The sequence below is a fragment of the Streptomyces odontotermitis genome (assembly GCF_050510915.1).
GTDB lineage: Bacteria > Actinomycetota > Actinomycetes > Streptomycetales > Streptomycetaceae > Streptomyces.
The window spans coordinates 84,808-106,512 of record NZ_JBNJLS010000020.1; the positions used below are offsets into that span (position 1 = coordinate 84,808).

A 21,705-nucleotide genomic window follows, 5' to 3' on the forward strand; every position below is an offset into this window, starting at 1 on the left:
GGCCACGGGTACCCGGTACCCCGGAGGGTGGCGGACGGGGGTGCCCGGCCCGGTCATTCGTCCCGCGTGGGGGCTACTGTCGAAGCATGATGCCCGTCAAAACGGTATGTAGTGCCCGTAACGCTCTCCGTGGACTGTCCGGACTGATCCTCGTCCTGGGCGCCGTCTTCACCACGGCGCCCGGGGCACTGGCGGCCGAGGGCGCCGAACCGCAGGTGGCGGCCGCCCAGGAATCGGCTGTCACGCCGGTCGCGGACGCCCTGAAGAAGAGCCCCGTGTACGTCGACCCGGCCGCCCGTGACCAGCTCTCCACCGGCCAGCAGCAGGCCCTCGCGAACAAGATCAAGAACGCGGACAAGCCGATCATGGTGGCCGTGCTGCCCGAGGGCTTCCCGCGTAAGGCACTGCTGCAGAACCTCCGCACCGAGACCGGGATCACCGGCGTCTACGCGGTCCGCCTCGGCTCCGCCTTCGACGCGGGCGCCGACCGCCAGGTGCTCAGCCACAACGCGGTCCGCAACCTCGTCACCTCCGTGCAGGGCGAGGCCGCCGACACCCAGCTCAACCGCTTCGTCGGCCAGGCGCTGCCCCAGGCGCGCGGTTCGGCGCCGTCCTCGTGGGGCGGCTCCGGCAAGGGCGACGGCGGCGGCGTCCCGGTGGGCGCCCTGGTCGGCGTCGGCGCGGTCGTCGTGGCGGGCGGCGCGGGCGTCTACGCGATCACGCGCCGCAACCGGCGCCGCCGCGAGGAGGAGCAGCGCGCCGCCCTCGACAAGCTGCGGGTCGTGGTCGACGAGGACATCACCGCGTTCGGCGAGGAGCTGGACCGCCTCGACTTCCACCCCGCCGAGGCGGGCGCGGACGACGCGATGCGGGCGGACTACGAGCGCGGCCTGGACGCGTACGAGAAGGCGAAGTCGTACATGGCGGCGGCGCAGCGGCCCGAGGACGTGCGCGGCGTGACGCAGGCCCTGGAGGACGGCCGTTTCTCGCTTGCGCTCCTCGCCGCGCGCCGCGAGGGCCGCCCGCTGCCGGAGCGGCGCGCCCCCTGCTTCTTCGACCCGCGCCACGGCCCGTCGGTCAAGGACGCCGTGTGGGCCCCGGCCGGCGGCGCGGAGCGCGAGGTCCCGGTCTGCCAGGCGGACGCGACGCGCCTCGCCGACGGCCAGGACCCGATGGTCCGCACGGTCGAGACGGACACCGGCGAACGCCGCCCCTACTACGAGGCGGGCCCGGCCTACGGCCCGTGGGCGGGCGGCTACTTCGGCGGTGGCATCCTGCCGGGCCTCCTGATCGGCACGATGCTCGGCGGCATGATGTCGAGCCCGGCGTACGCGGCGGACTACGGCTCCGGGTACGGGGACTTCGGCGCGGGGTCCGGCTATGAGGGCGGAGACGTGTCGGGGGCGGACTTCGATCCGGGCGACTTCGGCGGGGGCGGGGACTTCGGAGGCGGAGGGGACTTCGGTGGCGGAGGGGACTTCGGGGGTGGGGGCTTCTAGCCCTCGCTCGTCGCGCGCCCGGCGGTGAGCCCGTCACTCCGTGAGGCGGCGGGCCCCGCCTTCTCCGTGAGGCGGCGGGACTCGTCTACCGCGTGAGGCGGCGGACCTCGTCGGCCTTGTCCTGAGCGCCCGCGCGTTCGTACGCGTCGGCGGCGGCGAGGAAGGCGGCGCGGGCCTCGTCGGCCCGGTCGAGGTCCTGGTGGACCAGGGCGCGGGCCTGGCGGGCCCGGCCCACCTCGTGCCAGTCGTCCAGCGCGCGGCTCAGCTCCTCGCCCCGGCCCAGCGCCGCCAGGGCCTCCTCGTACAGCTGCGCCCGGTGCTTGCAGATGCCGATGCTGGTCCAGGTGGCGGCCTGCTGGAGCCGGGCGCCGAGCTCGCCGAAGATGTCCCGCGCGGTTTCGAGGGCCTCGCAGGCGCGGGCGTACTGGCCGATGTGCAGCATGCTCGTACCGAGCTGGGTCCACGTCGCGGCGTCGGCCCAGCTCCTGAGACCGTCCGCGCGGTCCGTGGTCAGCTCACCGGCGCGCTTGATGGTGGCGCCGGCCTCCTCCAGGTGACCCAGGCCCAGCTGGACGAGAGCGAGACTGACCAGGGATCTGGCCTCCAGGTTCCTGAGCTCCGACTGGCGGCGGAGGTCCGCGGCCTTGGCGAAGGCGTCCAGGGCCACTTCGAGTTGGCGCAGGCTGCAGGCGGCGCGGCCGAGGTCGTCCCACGCGGTGGCTTCGAAGACCGGTTCCCCGAGGTGGGCCGCGCGGGACTGCGCCGCACGGGCCACAGCCATGGAGTCCTCGAAGTACCCGCGGAAACCCAGATAGAAGCTGAGGCCGTTGGCGATGGCCACGGAGGCCATGCGGTGCGCGTCGTCCTCGACGGACCCCGCCGAGAGGGCGAACCGCACCAGCCCTTGCCGCTCGGCGTCGAGCCAGGCGAGGGCCTGGCGCTGATCCGTGAACGGCTCGTCCGTGCCCCCTCGTTGCAGGTGCCCTTCCGCCGCGTGCACGTGGCGCACCATGTGGAGCAGCAGTTCGTAGCGGGTGGTCCGCGCCTCACGCTGGAGGGGCGGTTCGCTCTCCAGGACCACCACCCCGGCGTACTCCCGTACGAGATCGTGCACCCGCCACCGCTCACCGTCCGCCGACGCCGTCAGCAGCGAGGCGGCGACCAGGTCGTCGAGCAGCGGCAGCGCCGCGCGCTCCGCGCCCACCAGACACTGCGCCGCCCACAGCCCGAAGTCCGCGCCCGGGACGACGGAGAGCTTCCGGAAGAGCGCCGCCTGCTCCTCGCCCAGGCGGCCGTACGTCACGTCGAACACCGGCCGGAGCGCCAGCTCCCGCCCGTACTGGTCCACCCCGCGCGCCCGCAGCGCGCCCAACCGGTCCCGTGCCGCGCTCAGTTCGGCGACCAGCATCCGCAGCGGACGGCGCCGCGCCTTCCGCAACTGCGCGGCGGCGATCTTCAGTCCGAGCGGCAGGCACCCGCACAACTCGACAAGTCGATATGCCTCTTCCGGGGCTTCGGCGACCCGCCCGTCCCCCGGATCCCCGAGCCGCAGCGTCCGGTCGACCAACTCCACGGCGGCCCCCGGCTCCAGCGCGTCCAGGTCGAACTGCCGTACCGGCAACGAGTCCAGGCTGTCCCGCGAGGTGACGAGCACGCGGTGGCCCCCGCCGCCGGGGAGGAGCGGGGCGACCTGCTCGGGCCCCGACACATTGTCGAGGACGATCAACAGGGGTTCCCTGCGCCCGAGTTCGGAGCGGTAGAGGCCGAACTGCTCCGTGGCCGTGGGCGGCAGGTCCCGGTCCCGCACCCCCAGCGCCCGCAGCAGCGAGAGCACGGCCTGCTCCGCGCGCACCGGAGCCTCGTCGTACCCCCGCAGGTCCAGGAAGAGAGTGCCCCCGGGAAACCAGCCCCGCCCCCTCGCCTCATGCGCCACATGCAGCGCGAGCGCCGTCTTGCCGACACCGCCGAGTCCGGCGACGGCGGAGATCAGCACGGCGGGCTCGGGGCCGAGCGCGCTCAGCAGCCCCTCGGCGTCGCCGTCCCGCCCGGTGAAGGCGGCGGGCGGCGCGGGCAGCGCCGAGGTGGCGTCGGGGGCGGGCCCGTAGTGTGCGTGCTCGTGGTGCTCGACCTTCCCGGTGACGGGCCCGTGGAAGGTGCCGCGCCCCAGGTCGATGTGGTCCCCGCAGCCGGGGTCCCCATGGTCGGGGTCCCTGTCGACATAGCCGGGGTCCCCATGGTCGGGGTCCCTGTCGCCATAGTCGGGGTCCCCATGGTCGGGGCCCCTGTCGACGTGCTCGCCGCCGCCGCGGACATGGTCTTCGTCGGCACGGCCACCCTCGGCGGCGCCACCGCCCCCAGCCTCCCTCACTCTTCTCCCTCTTCCTCCTCTTCCTCCTCTTCCTCCTCCTCTTCCCCCTTGCTCCGCAGGAAGTCGATCACCAGCGGCGTCGCCACCCCCTCGAACTCCTCGAAATACGCGTGCCGCGCCCCCGGAATCAGCCGCAGCCTGGCATCCGGAATGCGCTCGACGAGCAACGGCGCATTGGCCGTCGGGTTGAAGAGATCCTCCGTGCCGTGCACGACCAGCGTCGGCGCCGCGATCCGGGGCAGCGCCTCCCACGCGTCATGGCGCGCGCTCGCCCGCAGATGCCGCCGCCGCGCGTACGCGGGCATGGTCGGGTCGCCGAGCGTGTGGAACGCATGTCCCGGGTCCGCCGCGAGCCGCGCCGCGATCCACTCCGGCGTGTACATCAGCTCGGCCAGCGCCCGCCGCGCCGCCGCCGCGTCCGGCTGCGCCAGCGCCGCCCGCACCTCGGGCCCCCGCTCCACCCCGTGCGGCGCCCCCGGCGACGTACAGCCGAGGACGAGCCGGTCGACGCGCTCGGGGAAGTCGGCGGCCAGCCACTGCGCGATCCGGCCGCCCATGGACGTCCCGTACACGTGGGCCCGTTCGATCCCCGCGTGGTCGAGGACGGCGACGACGTCGCGGGCGAAGCCGGGCGTGCTGTACGTGTCGGTGTCGGGGCGGCCGCTCTCACCCGTGCCCCGGTGGTCCAGCGCCACGGTGGTGAACTCGGCGTCGAAGCCGTCGCGCACCGCGTCCCACCAGCGGTGGCTGTTCGACTGGCCGCTGAGCAGCAGCAACGGGGGGCCGCCGCGCTCGCCGTGGACGTCGTAATGGAGTGCGGTGCCGTCGGCGGCGTGGGCGAAGGGCATGGGGAGGATTCTGGCACCCGGGTGGCAGCCTGGTTATATCCAGATGGTCCGGGGCCCGGGGTCCGGGGTCACTGGTCCGGGGTCACTGGTCCGGGGTCCGTGGTCCCTGGGCCACTGGGTATGAGGTTTGGGCCGTGGGGCACGCCCCCGCTCAGTCGGCCGCGTCCGCCCTCGGCCACGTCGCCTGCCACCGCCCCGAATGCCCGGGCGGCAGCGCCAGGTCCGTGCGGGTCGCCGCGTAGAAGCCCTCGCGCGCGACCCGTTGGCGCTCCAGCAGAGCCTGCCACTCCTCGGGCGCCAACCTGCCCTCGCGTACGAAGAGTTCCATCTCGATGACCACGACCACCCACACCCGGGCCTTGTCCACCACGTCCTTGGAGCCCAGCATCAGGAGGGCCTCCCCGGCCGGGTCGCGGGCGTCGTTGGCCTCGGCGAGCAGGGGTTCGGCCTCGGTGGGGGAGAGGGGGTGGGGGTGCGGGTCGTTGCCGTGGTGGGCGGCTATGCGGTAGGTCAGCGTGACCGTCTTCTTCACCGACCGCGCGTACTCCGCGTACGTCGAGAGCCGCCGCTCCTCCCAGCGCACGGCCTGCTCGCGCCGGAAGCGGACCCGCTCGCCCCGCATGATCGCCACATAGGAACCGAGAGCACCGATGATCACGCCGAGCAGGGTGGGCAGTTGCTGTATGAACTCCTTCACCGCCGCACGGTATCCGGGTGGCCGTCCCTGTCGCGTCCGAAGGCCGACTTAAGTCTCCCCGCCGTGGACTTTGGGCGGACGAACTCCCCGTCTCCGCGGGCCAGTCTGGGCCCATGGCACCCACCGCACACCACCCCGGCATGAACCGGGCCGACTTCCTCAAGCGCGCCGCAGCCCTGGGCGCCCTCGCGTCGGCGGGCTCCCTGATCGCCGCGTCACCCGCGTCACCCGCGTCGTCCGCGATGTCCGCGTCGTCCGCGTCGTCCGCGACGCCTGCCACGGCCGCCCCCGTACGCGAGCGTCGCCGCGGCCTCACCCACCGGGCCGTCATGTACGACACCGGTACCGACTTCGGTGACGGCGCCCTCACCCGCGAGGTGTGGAGCGACCGGTACCTCCACGACGAACTGCGCGCCATCGACCGGCAGTTGCACTGCAACTCCGTCGTGATCTCGGGCAGCCGCATCGAGCGTCTCACCGAGACCGCGCGGGTCGCCCTGGAGCGCGGGCTGCACGTCTGGGTGCAGCCGCGCCTCTTCGACCGGCCCCAGCGCGAGATCCTCGACCACCTGGCCCGCACCGCCCGCGAGGCCGAGTGCCTGCGGACTTCTGGGACTTCGCGGGCCGCGCGGCCCAAGGGGAACGGGTCCGCGCACGAGCCCGAGACGATCCTCGTCATCGGCTGCGAGTACATCCTGTTCACGCCCGGGATCGTGCCGGGCAGGACGTTCATGGACCGGATCGCGTACCTCACCAAGGGGGATTACGACTTCGAGGTGATCCTGCGCCGCCTCAACGCCTTCGTCCGCAAGGCCGTCGCCGTCGCACGGCGCCACTTCCACGGGCGGATCACCTACGGCGCCTCCGAGATGGAGTGGGCGTCGGTCGACTGGAGCCTCTTCGACATCGTCGGGCTCGACTACTACACGTACCACCGTGACCAGGCCGGGCACACCAAGGACCTGGCCCCGCACCGGCGTTGGCGCAAGCCGATCATGATCCTGGAGTTCGGCTGCTGCACCTACCGGGGGGCGGCCGAGCGGGGCGGGGACGGCTGGGACGCCGTCGACCTGGAGTCGGAGGTGCCGCGGCTCAAGCCGGGCGTCGTCCGCGACGAGCGCGAACAGGCCGAGCACATCGCGCACATGATGAAGGTCTTCGAGTCGGAGGGGCTCTTCGGCGCCTCGCCGTACGAGTTCATGGCGCCGGACATGCCGCACCTCGCCGACGACCCGGTGCACGACCTGGACACCGCCGGGTACGGCCTGGTCAAGATGGTGCGACGGGACTGGGGCGACCCCAAGTCGCCGTACCACTGGGAGCCGAAGCGGTCCTTCCACGCGCTGGCCGCCCACAACGCTGCTCACGGCGCCGGACGCAGCGCCGCCCACGACTCCGCCCACAACAAGGCCAGGCGGTAAGTTCGGGGGATGGCCTCACCCTCCGTGGTTCTGCTGCTGTCCGGGAGCCTCCGCTCCGGTTCCTCCAACGAGGCCGTGCTGCGCGCCGCGCAGGAGGCCGCACCCGAGGGCGTGCGCACGGTGCGGTACGCGGGACTGGGCGGGCTCCCGCACTTCAACCCCGATGACGACGACCCGGAGGGCACGGGCCGACTCCCGGCTCCCGTCGCCGAGTTGCGTGCCGCCATCGCCGCCGCGGACGCCCTGCTGATCTGCACTCCGGAGTACGCGGGCACCCTGCCCGGCTCGTTCAAGAACCTGCTGGACTGGACCGTCGGCGGTACGGAGATCTGTGACAAGCCCACGGCCTGGGTGAACGCCGCGGCGCCGGGGCGTGGCGGGGGAGCGGAGGCCACGCTGCGGACGGTGCTCGGCTACACGGGCGCCGACATCGTGGCGGACGCCTGCGTCCGGCTCCAGGCGAACGACGAGCACCTCCGTGAGGGGCTCACGGAGGTGCTCAGCCGACTGGTGCGGCGGGCCGGCGACACGGGCTAGAGCCGCGCACGCTCACGCGGCGTTCTTGATCGCCGAGATGTCGAAGTTCAGCTTGATCTTGTCGGAGACCAGCACGCCGCCCGTCTCGAGCGCGGCGTTCCAGGTCAGGCCCCACGCGGAGCGCAGGATCTCGGCCTTGCCCTCGAAGCCGACGCGCTCGTTGCCGAAGGGGTCCTTGGCGGCGCCGTTGAACTCCAGGGTGATCGTGAGCGGCTTGGTGGTGCCGAGGATCGTCAGGTCGCCGGTGATCGCGTAGTCGTCGCCGCCCAGGGCCTCGGCCTTGGTGGAGCGGAACGTCATCTCCGGGAACTCCTCGGTCTTGAAGAAGTCCGCGCTCTTCAGGTGGCCGTCGCGGTCCGCGTTGCCGGTGTCGATGCTGTCCATCCTGACGTCGATGGAGGCCGTCGAGGCGGCAGGGTCGGCGCCGTCCAGGTGCAGCGTGCCGGAGAAGTCCTGGAACGAGCCCTTGACGTTGGTGACCATCGCGTGGCGGGCGACGAAGCCGATCGTGGTGTGGGCCGGGTCGAGGGTGTACTCACCGGTCAGGGCGGCGAGTTCGGGGCTCACCGAGGCCGGGGCGGAAGCGGTGGCGGGGGTGGTGGCCGGGGTCGCGGCGCTGTCGTTCTTGCGGCCGAAGATGCCCATGACGTGCTCCTTGGGGACGAGCCCTCGGGGGTGAGAGCTACGGAAAGGTTTAACTTTCAACAACGACGACTGTAGCGCGATCCAGTTCAACATTCAACCTTGATCGGAGAGTGGCGCGATGATCGCTCATGGTCATGTTCGAGTGTCGTTCAACCGGCCGTGCCCGGCAGGTCGGGGTGTGGGTCGCGGGCGTAAGCTCGACCGCAGGTCACCCGGTGGGCGGCACGCCCCGGGGGCCGATGTGAGCTGGGTCTCACGGGCGGGCTTTGTTGAACCCCTACAGCCCCATGGGGGCCTGAGCTGCCACTTCCGCTGCTTCCGCGGGGCCTTCTGTTTGGGGCTACCAGGAAAACGGGCCGGGAACTGTACGGAGTCGACGGTCCGTTTCCCTGGGTCCGCTTCGTAAGGTCGCTACATGACCGTTTTGGACGACGCAGCTTCCTCCGGGGGCGAGCCCACCGACGCCCGCGGGCGCACCGCCGAGCTGCACGAGATCCGTGCGCAGGCGCTGCGCGGACCGAGCGACAAGGCCACCGAGGCCCAGCACGCCAAGGGCAAGCTGACGGCTCGCGAGCGGATCGAGCTGCTCCTCGACGAGGGGTCGTTCAACGAGGTCGAGCAGTTGCGCAGGCACCGCGCCACCGGCTTCGGCCTGGAGGCGAAGAAGCCGTACACCGACGGTGTCATCACCGGCTGGGGAACGGTCGAGGGCCGCACGGTCTTCGTCTACGCGCACGACTTCCGGATCTTCGGCGGTGCCCTCGGCGAGGCGCACGCCACGAAGATCCACAAGATCATGGACATGGCCATCGCGGCCGGTGCCCCGCTGGTCTCGCTCAACGACGGCGCGGGCGCCCGCATCCAGGAGGGCGTCAGCGCGCTCGCGGGCTACGGCGGCATCTTCCAGCGCAACACGAAGGCGTCCGGCGTCATCCCGCAGATCAGCGTGATGCTCGGCCCGTGCGCGGGCGGCGCGGCCTACAGCCCCGCCCTGACCGACTTCGTGTTCATGGTCCGCGACACCTCGCAGATGTTCATCACCGGCCCGGACGTGGTCCGCGCGGTGACCGGCGAGGAGATCTCCCAGAACGGCCTCGGCGGCGCCGACGTGCACGCCGAGACCTCGGGCGTCGCCCACTTCGCGTACGACGACGAGGAGACCTGCCTCGCGGAGGTCCGCTACCTCCTCACGATGCTCCCGTCGAACAACCGCGAGAACCCCCCGGCCGTGGAGTCCGAGGACCCCGTGGAGCGGCGCGGCGACGTCCTGCTCGACCTGGTCCCGGCGGACGGCAACCGGCCGTACGACATGGCCAAGGTCATCGAGGAGCTCGTCGACGACGGCGACTACCTGGAGGTCCACGAGCGCTGGGCGCGCAACATCATCTGCGCCCTGGCCCGCCTGGACGGCAAGGTCGTCGGCATCATCGCCAACCAGCCCCAGTCCCTGGCCGGTGTGCTGGACATCGAGGCGTCCGAGAAGGCCGCTCGCTTCGTGCAGATGTGCGACGCCTTCAACATCCCCATCGTCACCCTGCTGGACGTCCCCGGCTTCCTGCCCGGCGTCGACCAGGAGCACGGTGGAATCATCAGGCACGGCGCCAAGCTGCTGTACGCGTACTGCAACGCCACCGTGCCGCGGATCTCCCTGATCCTGCGCAAGGCGTACGGAGGTGCGTACATCGTGATGGACAGCCAGTCCATCGGGGCGGACCTGACCTATGCCTGGCCGACGAACGAGATCGCGGTGATGGGCGCCGAGGGCGCCGCGAACGTGATCTTCCGGCGGCAGATCGCCTCCGCGGAGGACCCGGAGGCGATGCGTGCGCGCATGGTCAAGGAGTACAAGGCCGAGCTGATGCATCCGTACTACGCCGCCGAGCGCGGCCTGGTGGATGACGTCATCGACCCGGCGGAGACCCGCGAGGTGCTGATCAAGTCCCTCGACATGCTCCGCAACAAGCACGCGGACCTGCCGTCCCGCAAGCACGGCAACCCCCCGCAGTAACCCTGCACCCAGACTTCCTGCCTGCAGTAACCCACAAGGAGAACACTGCATATGTCCACCCCCGACATTCGCGTCGAGAAGGGTCACGCCGAACCTGAAGAGGTCGCGGCCATCACCGCGATCCTGCTCGCCCGCGCCGCGGCGCAGCCGCAGACCGCCCCGGCCCACCGCGGCCGTGACAAGGCCGGCTGGCGCCGTCTCGAGCGCACGCCGGGCTTCCGCGCCCCGCACAGCTGGCAGGGCTGACCCCCGCCGCGCACGCAACGCAGAAGGGCCCCGCACCGTCACGGTGCGGGGCCCTTTCGCGCAGGGCGGGTGGCCTACCGGAGGCGGGCCATCAGCGCGTGCTCGACCAGGGTGATCAGCGCGCTCTTCGCGTCCGCGCGGTGGCGGGCGTCGGTGGTGATGATCGGGGTGTCCGGCCCGATCTGCAGGGCCTCGCGCACCTCGTCGGGGGTGTAGGGCTGGTGTCCGTCGAAGCCGTTGAGGGCGATGACGAAGGGGAGGCCGCTGTTCTCGAAGTAGTCGACGGCGGGGAAGCAGTCGGCGAGGCGGCGGGTGTCGACGAGGACGACGGCGCCGATGGCGCCGCGGACGAGGTCGTCCCACATGAACCAGAACCGGTCCTGTCCGGGGGTGCCGAAGAGGTAGAGGATGAGGTCCTGGTCGAGGGTGATGCGGCCGAAGTCCATGGCGACGGTGGTCGTCGTCTTGTCTCCGGTGTGGGTGAGGTCGTCGATGCCCGCGGAGGCGGACGTCATGACGGCCTCGGTGCGCAGCGGGTTGATCTCAGAGACCGCCCCGACGAACGTGGTCTTGCCCACGCCGAAGCCGCCCGCCACCACGATCTTGGCCGAGGTCGTGGAGCGGGCTGTTGCTCCGCCGCTAGAGCTTGCGAAGTCCACTGAGCACCCTTTCGAGCAGTGTCACGTCTGGCTGGCCGCCGGCGGACTCGTCTCCGCCCGGCTGATGGATGGCGACAAGTCCGGCCTCCGCCAAGTCGGCGACAAGGATCCGGGCGACGCCGAGGGGGATCGAGAGCAGGGCCGAGATCTCGGCCACCGACTTGATCTCCCGGCACAGGTTGCAGATCCGCTGATGCTCGGGCAACTGGCCCTGCAACTGGTGCGGTTGTGCGGTGGTGTGCACCAGCGCCTCGATGGCGAGCTGGTAGCGGGGCCTGGTGCGGCCGCCCGTCATGGCGTACGGGCGCACCAGGGGGTTGTTCGCGGCTCCCGCGGGCGCCGGTTCGGGGGCGCGTCGCTGGGGCTGCACGGGCTGGATGCGGGGCGCGTGCGGCTGCTCGTACGGTGACGGGCCGGGTCCCTGCGGCTGCTGGTGGGGCCGCTGCTGCTGATGGTGCTGCGGCGGCTGCTGCTGCGGGGGGTACGGCTGGCGTCGGTGGCTGGGCGCGGAGGGGAAGTTGTACCGGTTCGGCTGCCCGTCCTGGGGACCGCCCTGGCCCTGGCCACGACCTGCGGACCAGTTGGCCGACGACGAACCCTCTGGGGGTGTAGCGGCACCTGTCACGTGCTCCTCCTCCGAATGTGCCGGGCACCATCACTGTGGAGCCGCGTCCCGAAACTTTACGGCCACGGGACGCGAAAACGCACCGTCTGTCTGCTAGTTGAGAAGGCTCCCCTGAAGCTCGGCACGCAGGTCCGGGGTGAGAACCGTGCCCGCGCGGTCGACAAGAAGTGCCATCTCGTACCCAATGAGACCGATGTCCGCATCCGGGTGGGCGAGGACGGCAAGCGAGGACCCGTCCGAGATGGACATGATGAAGAGAAATCCTCGCTCCATCTCCACAACGGTCTGGGTGACGGAGCCGCCCTCGAAGATCCGGGAGGCCCCGGCGGTGAGGGACGTCAGACCCGATGCGACGGCCGCGAGCTGGTCGGCACGGTCGCGGGGAAAACCTTCGGACATCGCCAGAAGGAGTCCGTCGGCGGAGACCACCACCGTGTGGGACACCCCGGGGGTGTTGTCCACGAAGTTGGTGATCAACCAGTTCAGGTTCTGCGCCGCCTGGCTCATCGGGCTCACACTAACGCTCCTGGTTGTAGGTGCTGTCAGGGCCGAGGCCCTGGCCGTTCGTGTCACTACCTGCGCTGCGGCCCCGCTGGACGCCGCGGCGCAGGTTGCTCAGCCTGCCCCGCACGTCCTCGGGGTCGCGGGAGACCTGGGGGCCGCCCTGCGGGGTCTGCTCCGCGGTGCCCTCGACCAGATTGGCCTTGGGCACCCGGCGCGGCAGGCCGGACGAGGTGACCCCGCCCGCCCTCGGCGCACGGAGCTGTTCGGCGCGCTGCCAGCGATCGTCGTTGGACGAACGCCAGCTGTCGCCTTCGGCGTTGTCGTGGGGCGCGGCGGCGGGGGCGCTGCCGGTTCCGTTCGACGCCGCGTTCCCGTTCGACGCCGCGTCGCCGTCCGACGGCGCGGTGCCGCCCGGCGCCGTGGAGCCGCGTCGGGGGAGCCCCGCGTCCGTCATCTCGTGGACGACCGACGGCGTCGGGCCGGGACGGTCGAAGCCTACGCGCTCGGCATCTCCCTGGGGAGCGGCCGGAGCAGATTCCGGTTCCGGAGCGTACTCGCTCTGATACGCATCCGTGTCCTGCGCATACCCGTTCTGGAGCGGCCAGTCGTCCTGGTAGCCCGGCTCCGCATATGCGCCGTCCTGGTAGCCGTCGTGCGCCGGAGTGAACTGGTCGTACGCGCCCTGCTGTTGGTCGTACGCGCCCTGCTGATGCTGCTGGGGCTGCTCGTACACGTCCTGCCGGACGTGCTCATACGTGTCCTGCGGGGTCTCGTGCGGCTGCTGCTGCGGCTCGACCTCGTCGCGGAAGAGCGGACGGTGACCGCCGTTCGGCTGGGCCTGGGCCTGCGCCTCCAGGGCGGCACGCCGCTCCTCGCGCATCAACGACCGGCCCACCGGGTCGAGTTCGGGCGTCGCCTCGGGGTGGTCGCCGTGGTAGCGGCTGTCGTCGAAGCCGAGCTCCGCGGCGGTGCGCAGCGGGGCGTGCTCGAAGGCGGGCTGCTCGGGCTGCTGCTCCGGGATGATCGAGGAGACCGTGAACTCCGGGTCGTGCGCCTGGTGTTCACCGCCACCGCCGTGCGTGATCCCGTCCGGGAGCATGACGAGGGAAGTGGTGCCCGCCTGCTCGCCGGAGGGGCGCAGCTGGACGCGGATGCCGTGCCGGTCCGCCAGGCGGCCGACCACGAACAGGCCCATGCGCTGCGAGATCGCGGCGTCCACGGTCGGCGGGTTGGCCAGCTTGTGGTTGATGTCCGCGAAGTCCTCGGCGGTGAGGCCGATGCCCTTGTCGTGGATCTCGACCATCACGCGGCCGTCGGGCAGGCGGGTCGCGGTGACGCGGACCTTGGTCTGCGGAGAGGAGAACGTGGTGGCGTTCTCCAGGAGCTCGGCGAGCAGGTGCACGAGGTCGGTCACGGCCAGGCCGTGGATCTCGGCCTCCGGGACGCCGGAGAGCTCGATGCGCTCGTACTGCTCCACCTCGGAGGAGGCGGCGCGCAGGACGTCGACCAGCGGCACCGGCTGGTCCCAGCGGCGGCCGGGCTCCTCGCCGGAGAGGACCAGGAGGTTCTCGCCGTTGCGGCGCATGCGGGTCGCCAGGTGGTCCAGCTTGAAGAGGGACTCCAGCTGGTCCGGGTCGGCCTCGTTGTTCTCCAGGTCGGTGATGAGGGTCAGCTGGCCCTCGATCAGGGACTGGTTGCGGCGCGACAGGTTGGTGAAGATCGCGTTGATGTTGCCCCGCAGCAGGGCCTGCTCGGCGGCGAGCCGGACGGCCTCGCGGTGCACCTGGTCGAAGGCGCGGGCGACCTCGCCGATCTCGTCGGTGGAGGTGATCGGGATGGGCTGGACACGGGTGTCCACGCGGCCCGGGTCGGTGCGCGAGAGCTGGTCGACCAGCATCGGCAGGCGCTGCTCGGCGATGCCGAAGGCGGCGGTGCGCAGCTGGCGCATGGAGCGGGACATCTGGCGGGCCATGAGCCCGGCCAGGACGAAGGCGGCGAGCAGCGCGACCACGACGACGGCCCCGTTGAGGTACGCGTCCTGCTTGGCGTTGTCGGCGATGTCCGAGGCCTCGTTCACGGCCTTGTCGGCGAGGTCCGACTCGATGGTGCGGTAGGCGTCGAAGCGCGCGGTGGTGGAGGCCCACCAGCTGTCGGCCGTGATGCCCTGGCCGGCCAGGGCGAGACGGGCGCTCGGCTGGGTGGACGGCATCCCCGCGATGCCCGCGACCATCTTCTCGGGCGCCGGCGGCGGCGTGAACTTCTTGCCCTTGGCCTTCGCGGCGGCCGCGGCCTTCTTGGCCTGCGCCTCGCCGTCGGCCTTCAGCTTCTCCCTGGCCTCGTCGAGCTTGGCGACGTCCTCGGCGGTGCCACCACCGGTGTACTCCTCGATGGCGATGTTCTCGAGGTAGGCGTACGAGGCGAAAGAGGTGCGCTGCTTGGTGAAGGCGGCGGTGCCGGGACCGGGCTCGGTCAGCAGGTGCGTGCCGATGGAGCGCTCCAGGGAGAGCGCGCCCTTGGACAGCGAGATCGCGTAGACGGTGCGGCCGTAGCTGGTGATGTTGCCGGTGCCGAGGCCCAGTTCGTTGGCGAACTCCATCAGCGGGTGCTGGATGGCGACGTAGCCCTCTTCGGTCTGCACGCCGGGGAGCTTGGAGGTGTACGCGGCCTGGCGCAGCGCGGTCAGCTTCGGCTCGACCTTGTGGAAGCCGTCGAGGCGCCGGTTGAGGCCCTCCTTGTCCGGCATGTCCGTGGTCGCGGCCTTGAACTCGGCGGCGGCGGCGTCGGTGGCCTTGCGGGCCTTGACGACGGCGGGGTCGTTCCGCTTGCCCTTCAGGAGGGGGGCGGCGGAGATGTCGCGCTCTTCGATGAGGCGGTTGCTGTAGGTCAGGGCGGCCCGGACCAGACGGGCGGTGCTCTCGGCGTCGCGGGCCTGGTTCCAGGTGTCGATGGCCGCCTTGACCTGGAAGCCGCCCATGACGAGGCCGACGAGCACGGGTATGAGGAGGATCGCGTTCAGACGGGTGGGCACCCGCCAGTTGCGCGGCGAGAACCTGCCGCCGGGGTCGGCCGGGGCCTCGCCGCCCGCTGCGCCGGGGGCGCCCGCCGCGGGCGATGCCGCTGTGCGCGACGGCGGGGTGAAGTTGCCCCGCGTGTCCCGCGTCTGCTGCGGTGCGGGGCTCGTCTTGCTTCGCCTCACTCGACCAACAACCTCTCGGCGGCGGCGCCCACGTCGGCACCGCTGTCGTCTCCAAGGCCCGTGCTACTGGGCAGTTCAGCGCATTCCAGCACGTCAGGGCGGGCTCTTCCAAACAGTAGGAAGGAAATCTTCCGAGTGGCGAAAGCCTCAGATAAAACGGTCATAAAGAGCGAGCCCCGCCAAAAGGCGAGGCTCATGTGAACACAGCGACACCGGGTGAACGCGACGCGTGTCTGCGTCACCGGAATTCTCTGTCGAAACGTTATGAACACGGCGGACGGCCGTGTCAAAGGACACAGACCGCGCCGTGCGATGTACGACAACTGCCGTATGGCTCAGCCCACTTGAGGGACTACTTGAGCCGGGCCATCAGCGCGTGCTCGACCAGCGTGATCAAGCCACTCTTTGCGTCCGCACGGTGTCGCGCGTCGGTGGTGATGATCGGCGTACCCGGCCCGATCTGCAGCGCTTCGCGCACCTCGTCGGGGGTGTAGGGCTGGTGTCCGTCGAAGCCGTTGAGGGCGATGACGAAGGGGAGGCCGCTGTTCTCGAAGTAGTCGACGGCGGGGAAGCAGTCGGCGAGGCGGCGGGTGTCGACGAGGACGACGGCGCCGATGGCGCCGCGGACGAGGTCGTCCCACATGAACCAGAACCGGTCCTGTCCGGGGGTGCCGAAGAGGTAGAGGATGAGGTCCTGGTCGAGGGTGATGCGGCCGAAGTCCATGGCGACGGTGGTCGTCGTCTTGTCTCCGGTGTGGGTGAGGTCGTCGATGCCCGCGGAGGCGGACGTCATGACGGCCTCGGTGCGCAGCGGGTTGATCTCAGAGACCGCCCCGACGAACGTGGTCTTGCCCACGCCGAAGCCGCCCGCCACCACGATCTTGGCCGAAGTGGTGGACCGGCTTTCGGTGTTAGAGCTTGCGAAGTCCACTGAGCACCCTCTCGAGCAGTGTCACGTCAGGCTGGCCACCGGCGTTCTCGTCGCCGCCGGGCTGGTGGATGGCGACGAGCCCGGCCTCCGCCAGGTCCGCCACGAGGATGCGCGCGACGCCGAGCGGCATCGAGAGCAGGGCCGAGACCTCGGCCACCGACTTGACCTCACGGCACAGGTGGCAGATCCGCTGGTGTTCGGGGAGCAGCCCCATCAGCTGGGCCGGGTCGGCCGTCGTGCTCACCAGCGCCTCGATGGCGAGCTGGTAGCGGGGCCGGGTCCGGCCGCCGGTCATGGCGTACGGACGCACCAGCGGCTGGTCGCCCTCAATGCCGTACGGGGCGGCGTGCGGAGCTCCGTACGGGTCGTGAGAGGCGGTGGGCGGGGTCATGGATCCTCCGGGCGGGACAGCAGTTGGGCTGCGGTGCCGTCTGACAGAGCCGGTGGGGGCACGAATGGCGGCCGGACGGTTGGTCGAACGTTCGGGCGAGGGGCGGCCGAGTGGGGTCGGCCGGGAGACCGGTACGGCTAGTGGAGCAGGCTGCCCTGGAGCTCGGCGCGCAGGTCCGGGGTGAGAACGGCGCCCGCGCGGTCGACGAGGAGCGCCATCTCGTAGCCGACCAGGCCGATGTCGCACTCCGGGTGGGCGAGCACGGCCAGGGACGAGCCGTCCGAGACCGACATGATGAAGAGGAAGCCGCGCTCCATCTCCACCACGGTCTGGGTGACCGTGCCGCCCTCGAAGATCCGGGAGGCCCCGGCCGTGAGGGAGGTCAACCCCGAGGCCACGGCGGCCAGTTGGTCGGCGCGGTCGCGCGGGAAGCCCTCGGACATGGCGAGAAGCAGGCCGTCCGCGGAGACCACGACCGTGTGGGACACCCCGGGGGTGTTGTCCACGAAGTTGGTGATCAACCAGTTCAGATTCTGTGCCGCCTGGCTCATCGGACTCAACTAACGCTCCTGCTGGTGAGTGGGGCTAGGGAAACTGCCGGTCTGGCCGGAACCGGCCTGGCGACCCTGCTGGATGCCCCGACGGAGATTCGTCAGCCGGCCGCGCACGTCGTCGGGCGCACGCGAGACCTGCGGACCTGTGCTGTCCTGCTGCTGCTGAGCCGTGCCCGCGACGAGGTTGGCGCGCGGGACGCGACGCGGCAGGCCGGAGGTGGTGACCCCGCCCGCCGAGGGCTGGCGGACCCGCTCGGCCTGGCGGCCGAGCTCGTCATTGGGAGAGGTGCGCCAGCCGGCCGCCGGACCGTTGCCCACGCCGCCGCCCTGCGAGCCGCCGGGCGCGGTGGCCGGGCGCTGCGGAGGCGTCGGCTCCGAGGGCTGCGCGGGCTGTCCCGGCTGCGCGGCCTGCGGTCGGCGCGGCGGCAGCGGGCTGCGCGGCTGCTCGGGGGCGGGCGCCTCGCCGCGCGTGGGCTCGGGCTCACGCTGCTGCGGGCCGCGGTCCTGGGTGCCGTGGTCCTGGGCACCGCGGTCCTGAGCACCGCTCTGGGGGTACGAGGTGCCGCCGGTCTGCGGGTCCTGGGCGCCCTGCTGGGTGTGGAACCAGTTGGTTTCCAGGGTGTCGTACAGCGGGGTGCGGCCGTCGCCGGGGTCGGCGGCGGGCGGCAGCGGCTCCGGCTGGGCGGGCTGCTGGGGCTGCTGGGGCTGCTGCTGCGCGGGGCCCTGCGGCTGCTGCGGGACGCCCTGGTCCTGGCCGCGCCGGGGGGCGGGCGGCCGGGGCACGCCGGGCACCGCGAACTGGCCGGTGGTCTGCGGGCTCTGGGCCTGCGGGGGCTGCGGCGCCTGCGGGCTCTGCTGACCGGGCGGCGGCCCGTCGAAGTCGGGGCGCGCGAACTCGGCGGTGGAGCCGGGGCCCTGGCGGTCGTCGGCGCCGGGCCGGGCGAACTGGCCGGTGGCGTCCGGCTGCTGGAACTGCCCTGTCGTCTCGGGGCGCTGGAACTGCCCCGTGGACCCGGCCCCGGACCCGGAGTCCGCCTGCGCGAACTGCCCGGTGGACTCCGGCTGCTGGAAGGCGTCGGGCTGCTGGAACTGGCCCGTGGAGCTCTGGGAACCGGGAGCCCCGGACTCCGGCAGGTTGAACTGGCCGGTGCCCGACGACTCGGCGGGGCGCGCGAACTGGCCGGTCGACTCCGGCTCCTCGTGCCCGCGCGGGGCGTCGAACGGCTCGTGCGAGACCTGCGGCTGCGCGTTCTCGTCGCTCCAACTCGGCACGCGCGGCTGCGGGTTGCCCCCGGGCAGCTCGGCACGCGGACCCCCGCGCGGCGGCAGCTGGGGACGGCGTCGCTGGCCCTGCTGGCCCTGGCGGCCTTCGGCCTCGTTGGTGCGCTGCTGGGGCACCGGCGGCCGCTGCGGCTGCTGACCCGGCGTACCGGGACGGCCGCCCTGGTCACCGGCGGGCCGGAACAGGTCGCCGCGGTTGCCCTGGTCCCCGCCGCCCTGAGGCGCCGTCGGACCCGCGGGCTGCAGCCCACCCGGACCACCCGGACCACCCGGACCACCGGCACCACCCGGACCACCCGGACCACCGACGGAGCCGGACCGCTGCGGCGTGCCCGTCTCCCGCGAGGGCAGCGCCGCCCGCGGTCCCGTACCCGCGACCTGGCCGCGCGGAGCCGAACCGGCACCGAGACGCCCGGCGTTGCCGCCGCCGGGACCGCCCTGGCCACCCGGTCCACCGGTGAGACCGGGACCGCCGAGGCCGGGACCCGCGCCGAGGCCGGGCGCACCGCTGCCGCCGCTCACACCGCGCCGCGCCGCCGCGGCACCCGCGGCGGCCTGAGCCGCGGCGGGACCACCGGTCGGGCCGGGCGCGCCGGGACCCTTCTTGCCGCCCTGGGCGACGTCGACGGGGAGCATGACCAGCGCGGTCGTGCCGCCGGAGTCCGAGGGGCGCAGCTGGATGCGGATGCCGTGGCGCTGCGAGAGGCGGCCGACCACGAACAGACCCATGCGCCGGGAGACCGAGACGTCCACGGTGGGCGGCGAGGCGAGCCGCTCGTTGATGGAGGCGAGGTCCTCGGGGGAGAGGCCGATGCCGGTGTCGTGGATCTCGATGAGCACGCGGCCGTCGGGCAGCGCGTGACCGGTGACCTTGACCTTGGTCTGCGGGGACGAGAAGGAGGTCGCGTTCTCGAGCAGCTCGGCGAGCAGGTGCACGAGGTCGTTGACGACGCGTCCCGCGACCTCGGTCGAGGGCACGGCGGAGAGCTCGATGCGCTCGTACTGCTCCACCTCGGACGCGGCGGCACGCAGCACGTCGACGAGCGGCACGGGCCGGGTCCACCGGCGCCCCGGCTCCTCACCGGCGAGAACGAGGAGGTTCTCACCGTTACGGCGCATGCGGGTCGCGAGGTGGTCGAGCTTGAAGAGCGAGGACAGCTGGTCCGGGTCGGCCTCGCGCGACTCCAGCTCGGAGATGAGCGAGAGCTGGCGCTGGATGAGGCCCTGGGAACGCCGCGAGAGGTTGGTGAACATCGCGTTGACGTTGCCTCGCAGGAGGGCCTGCTCGGCGGCGAGGCGGACGGCCTCGCGGTGCACGTCGTCGAAGGCCGCGGCCACCTGGCCGATCTCGTCGCGCGAGTGCACACCCACGGACTCCACCGAGGTGTCCACGTCCTGCGGGTCCGACTCCGAGAGCTGCTTGACCAGCTCGGGCAGGCGGTCCTGGGCGACCTTGGTGGCGGTGTCCTGGAGGCGGCGCAGCGAGCGGATCATGGACCGCGCCACGACGAAGGCACCGACGAGCGAGACGCCGAGCACCAGCAGGATCAGCGCACCGTTGATGATGGCGTCCTGCTCGGCGTCGTTGCGCAGCTCGCGGGCCTTCTGCTCCATCTCGTCGAGCAGCGTGAGCTCGATCTTCGACATGGCCTCGATCTTGGTCGAGTCCTCGTCGAGCCAGTCCATGTAGGACCGCTTGCTCTGCAGCTTGAGGCCGCCGTTCTGCTCCAGGACGCGCTTGGCGTACTGGTCGGACGACTTGATGTTCGAGTTGGTGCCGGTGAGCGGCTTGGTCAGCTCGGCGGCGTTGCCGGAGTAGACGCTGCTGAACGTCTGGGTCTCCGTGTGCTCCTTGGTGTTCGCGTTCCAGCCGTACTGCCGGTCGATCCCGGAGAGCTCGCCGAACTTCTTGTCGTTCTCCGGCAGGGCGGCCGCGATGATGGCGCGCTGGATGGACGCGTACTCCTTGGCCGAGGAGAAGGCGGCCAGGGCGCGGGTGCGCCGGATCATGTCCGGGTTGCTGGTCGCCTGCGCCATGTCCTCGGAGAGGCCGAGGAGCTGCTGGATGAGCTGGCTGTAGGCGTCGACCGTCCGAGAGGAGGAATTCTTGTCGTCGTACGCGCTGGAGCGGATGTCCTTGATCTGGCGCAGCTGGGCGGTGATCTGGACGGTGTTGGCCCGGACGCCGAGCAGGCCCTCGTCGTCGCTCGAGTCGTCGAGGTCCTGGGTGCCCTGGAGGAAGGCGTTGTACGCGCGGTCGGTCTTCTCGCGGGTGCCCTTGACCTTGTAGTCGGAGCCCGTCGCGCCGTGGGCGAGGGGACCGGCGGACTGGTCGCGCTCCTCCTGGAGCGCCGCGGCCAGCTCGGTCGCCTGCTTGGTCATCTCGGTCAGCAGCTTCATGTTGTCGAGCTGCTGGATGTCTTCGAGGGAGTTGTTGATGCGCAGGCCGCCGAGGGTGGTCGCGGCGACCACGGGCAGCGCGAGGAGCGACACCAGTCGGGTGGAGATGCGCCAGTTGCGCAGGGCTATTCGCGAGCCGGGGCCGCTCGGGCCCTTCGGCTTGGCCGGCGCCGCGGGCAGGCTGCCGCCTGCGGCCGGCTGACGCACGGCCTGCGGGCCGGAGTCGCCGGGGGCCTGACCCGGGTTCTGGGCGTGCTGGGCCGAGGAGCCGCGGTCGGTCCCGCCGCCACGCTCCGGCTCCGCCGCAGCGCTGCCATCCCTCTTGAAACGTCCCTGCACTAGCGTCGCAACCTCTGGACCAGGCGTCCCTCCGTAAGACGGTGGGACGGTGTCGGCGTCGTGGGGCACCGAAGCGCCCCATGGTGGTCGTGAGTGACCGGCGCTCCCCCTTCTTCCCGCCGCCACTCGGCGCTGCGTTGCGCCCCTGCGCGCCGGTTCGATCCCCGCGGCGGTCCCGGGAATTCCAGCACAGTGCCGGATCTCCAACAAGGCCCGTGTGCCGGGTCGTGACCTCCGTGACAGGGCGTGAGTGGTGCGTTACGGGACGTAGAAAGTGATCTAGGAGAAAGCGGACGTATGTGAACAAGGTGGCTACCGGGAGGGGGTGTCCCAGTCTTCATGATCGGGAGCGGAATGACGCCTTCAATGGCGCAATGTCCGTTTCCAACAAGCCATTCCTGGGCCGGAATTGACCGTTTTGCCCACTACCTCGTGAGCAAACTCACACAAAGATCATGGCCTCTTCTCGACTTTGGCAGGGAATTGGATGTTTAGCCTGACGCTTTACAGGGATGGCGAATCCGACAACCTGCGTCCCGCTGGTGACGCCCCAACC

General features: G+C 71.6%; 17 protein-coding genes. 5 read left to right on the forward strand and 12 right to left on the reverse strand.

Going from position 1 to position 21,705, the window contains the following annotated elements:
- Positions 1–86: 86 nt before the first annotated feature.
- The gene (locus ACQB60_RS36535) at positions 87–1,499 is read left to right on the forward strand and encodes a hypothetical protein (RefSeq protein ID WP_496930420.1); all 1,413 of its coding nucleotides are present in this window, start codon (positions 87–89) and stop codon (positions 1,497–1,499) included.
- A gap of 85 nt (positions 1,500–1,584) precedes the next feature.
- Here the strand turns inward: ACQB60_RS36535 and ACQB60_RS36540 are convergent, their stop codons facing one another.
- From ACQB60_RS36540 to ACQB60_RS36550, 3 genes are all read right to left on the reverse strand, one after another.
- A complete protein-coding gene (locus ACQB60_RS36540; protein ID WP_496930421.1) occupies positions 1,585–3,867 on the reverse strand; it encodes a regulator in 2,283 nt (760 codons plus the stop codon).
- Complete coding sequence (locus ACQB60_RS36545) at positions 3,864–4,715, reverse strand: alpha/beta fold hydrolase (protein WP_496930422.1); 852 nt, start codon at positions 4,713–4,715, stop codon at positions 3,864–3,866. The genes ACQB60_RS36540 and ACQB60_RS36545 overlap by 4 nt, the downstream gene beginning before the upstream one ends.
- A 151-nt stretch (positions 4,716–4,866) precedes the next feature.
- Entirely contained in the window at positions 4,867–5,412 is a 546-nt protein-coding gene (locus ACQB60_RS36550) for a hypothetical protein (protein ID WP_496930423.1), read from the reverse strand.
- Between the two features lie 113 nt (positions 5,413–5,525).
- On the opposite strand from ACQB60_RS36550, the gene ACQB60_RS36555 reads away from it, so the two are divergent.
- Together ACQB60_RS36555 and ACQB60_RS36560 are read left to right on the forward strand one after the other, a co-directional pair.
- The gene (locus ACQB60_RS36555) at positions 5,526–6,833 is read left to right on the forward strand and encodes a glycoside hydrolase family 113 protein (protein WP_496930424.1); all 1,308 of its coding nucleotides are present in this window, start codon (positions 5,526–5,528) and stop codon (positions 6,831–6,833) included.
- 9 nt (positions 6,834–6,842) lie between these two features.
- On the forward strand, positions 6,843–7,370 hold the full coding sequence (locus ACQB60_RS36560) for an NADPH-dependent FMN reductase (RefSeq protein WP_496930425.1): 528 nt from the start codon (positions 6,843–6,845) through the stop codon (positions 7,368–7,370).
- Between the two features lie 12 nt (positions 7,371–7,382).
- Here the strand turns inward: ACQB60_RS36560 and ACQB60_RS36565 are convergent, their stop codons facing one another.
- Positions 7,383–8,015, reverse strand: coding sequence for a YceI family protein (locus ACQB60_RS36565; protein WP_496930426.1), 633 nt, complete (start codon positions 8,013–8,015; stop codon positions 7,383–7,385).
- A gap of 415 nt (positions 8,016–8,430) precedes the next feature.
- Between ACQB60_RS36565 and ACQB60_RS36570 the strand changes: the two genes are divergently transcribed.
- Both ACQB60_RS36570 and ACQB60_RS36575 read left to right on the forward strand, forming a co-directional pair.
- Positions 8,431–10,023, forward strand: a complete 1,593-nt coding sequence (locus ACQB60_RS36570) for an acyl-CoA carboxylase subunit beta (protein ID WP_496930427.1) — start codon at positions 8,431–8,433, stop codon at positions 10,021–10,023.
- 51 nt (positions 10,024–10,074) lie between these two features.
- Positions 10,075–10,269, forward strand: coding sequence for an acyl-CoA carboxylase subunit epsilon (locus ACQB60_RS36575; RefSeq protein WP_384833451.1), 195 nt, complete (start codon positions 10,075–10,077; stop codon positions 10,267–10,269).
- A gap of 74 nt (positions 10,270–10,343) precedes the next feature.
- On the opposite strand, the gene ACQB60_RS36580 is transcribed toward ACQB60_RS36575, so the two are convergent.
- The 8 genes from ACQB60_RS36580 to ACQB60_RS36615 all read right to left on the reverse strand — a co-directional run bounded on the left by ACQB60_RS36580 (position 10,344) and on the right by ACQB60_RS36615 (position 21,149).
- The gene (locus ACQB60_RS36580) at positions 10,344–10,928 is read right to left on the reverse strand and encodes a GTP-binding protein (RefSeq protein WP_030361923.1); all 585 of its coding nucleotides are present in this window, start codon (positions 10,926–10,928) and stop codon (positions 10,344–10,346) included.
- Positions 10,909–11,553 carry a DUF742 domain-containing protein gene (locus ACQB60_RS36585; protein ID WP_496930428.1) on the reverse strand — a complete coding sequence of 215 codons (645 nt, stop codon included), beginning with the start codon at positions 11,551–11,553 and terminating at the stop codon, positions 10,909–10,911. The genes ACQB60_RS36580 and ACQB60_RS36585 overlap by 20 nt, the downstream gene beginning before the upstream one ends.
- Before the next feature lie 93 nt (positions 11,554–11,646).
- Positions 11,647–12,060, reverse strand: coding sequence for a roadblock/LC7 domain-containing protein (locus tag ACQB60_RS36590; protein ID WP_030787419.1), 414 nt, complete (start codon positions 12,058–12,060; stop codon positions 11,647–11,649).
- A 10-nt stretch (positions 12,061–12,070) separates the two neighbouring features.
- On the reverse strand, positions 12,071–15,253 hold the full coding sequence (locus ACQB60_RS36595; RefSeq protein ID WP_496930429.1) for a nitrate- and nitrite sensing domain-containing protein: 3,183 nt from the start codon (positions 15,251–15,253) through the stop codon (positions 12,071–12,073).
- Between the two features lie 352 nt (positions 15,254–15,605).
- A complete protein-coding gene (locus ACQB60_RS36600) occupies positions 15,606–16,184 on the reverse strand; it encodes a GTP-binding protein (protein ID WP_384833462.1) in 579 nt (192 codons plus the stop codon).
- Positions 16,165–16,575: a DUF742 domain-containing protein gene (locus tag ACQB60_RS36605; RefSeq protein ID WP_384833465.1), complete on the reverse strand. Its 411-nt coding sequence runs from the start codon at positions 16,573–16,575 to the stop codon at positions 16,165–16,167. Before ACQB60_RS36605 ends, ACQB60_RS36600 begins: the two co-directional genes overlap by 20 nt.
- 137 nt (positions 16,576–16,712) lie before the next feature.
- Positions 16,713–17,126, reverse strand: a complete 414-nt coding sequence (locus tag ACQB60_RS36610) for a roadblock/LC7 domain-containing protein (protein WP_030787430.1) — start codon at positions 17,124–17,126, stop codon at positions 16,713–16,715.
- 9 nt (positions 17,127–17,135) lie between these two features.
- Entirely contained in the window at positions 17,136–21,149 is a 4,014-nt protein-coding gene (locus ACQB60_RS36615; RefSeq protein ID WP_496930430.1) for a sensor histidine kinase, read from the reverse strand.
- Positions 21,150–21,705: the final 556 nt, after the last annotated feature.